This window comes from Oleiphilus sp. HI0080 (assembly GCF_001635135.1).
In genome coordinates this window covers 1-414 of record NZ_LWFU01000274.1, presented here as the reverse complement: position 1 = coordinate 414, position 414 = coordinate 1, and the positions used below count along the sequence as shown (strand labels likewise).

The 414-nt window shown below is 44.2% G+C and carries 1 protein-coding gene; it reads left to right on the top strand.

Annotated features, from left to right (window positions below; all coding sequences use genetic code 11):
* Positions 1-232 (top strand): hypothetical protein (locus tag A3751_RS22595; RefSeq protein WP_197466140.1); only part of this gene is annotated, 232 nt, incomplete at its 5' end.
* Positions 233-414 lie beyond the last annotated feature (182 nt).

The window sequence follows — 414 nt, the reverse complement described above, 5'->3', positions numbered from 1 at the left end:
GGGCTACATTCTTGCACGTTCACTCGCATCACACCCTATGCCGCAAGCGCTTGATGTCTTTCAAAATGGCGCAACGCTAGCTCTCGCCAAACCAGTAACGAAATCTCTTGAAGCAATTAAGTGGATGGAAGGCATTGATCAGCATTTTGTCGACACGCCTAACGCAGAGCTTGTTGATCATTACCTGCAACGACATAAATACCGAAAACTTTTGAAAAGCCAACAAACCTAGGCAAATCACTGCTGATCTAGTTGCACCAATACTGCCATTCCCATCTAATATAAGCTTACCTGCAAATCAAAGAGAACGTCTGTGTTCATTCCTAAAGTATTTAAAGTCGATTGTCGTGATCAAATGTTCGCACTGATCAAAGAGCACCCGCTTGCTACGCTCGTATGCAATACCAAAGCAGG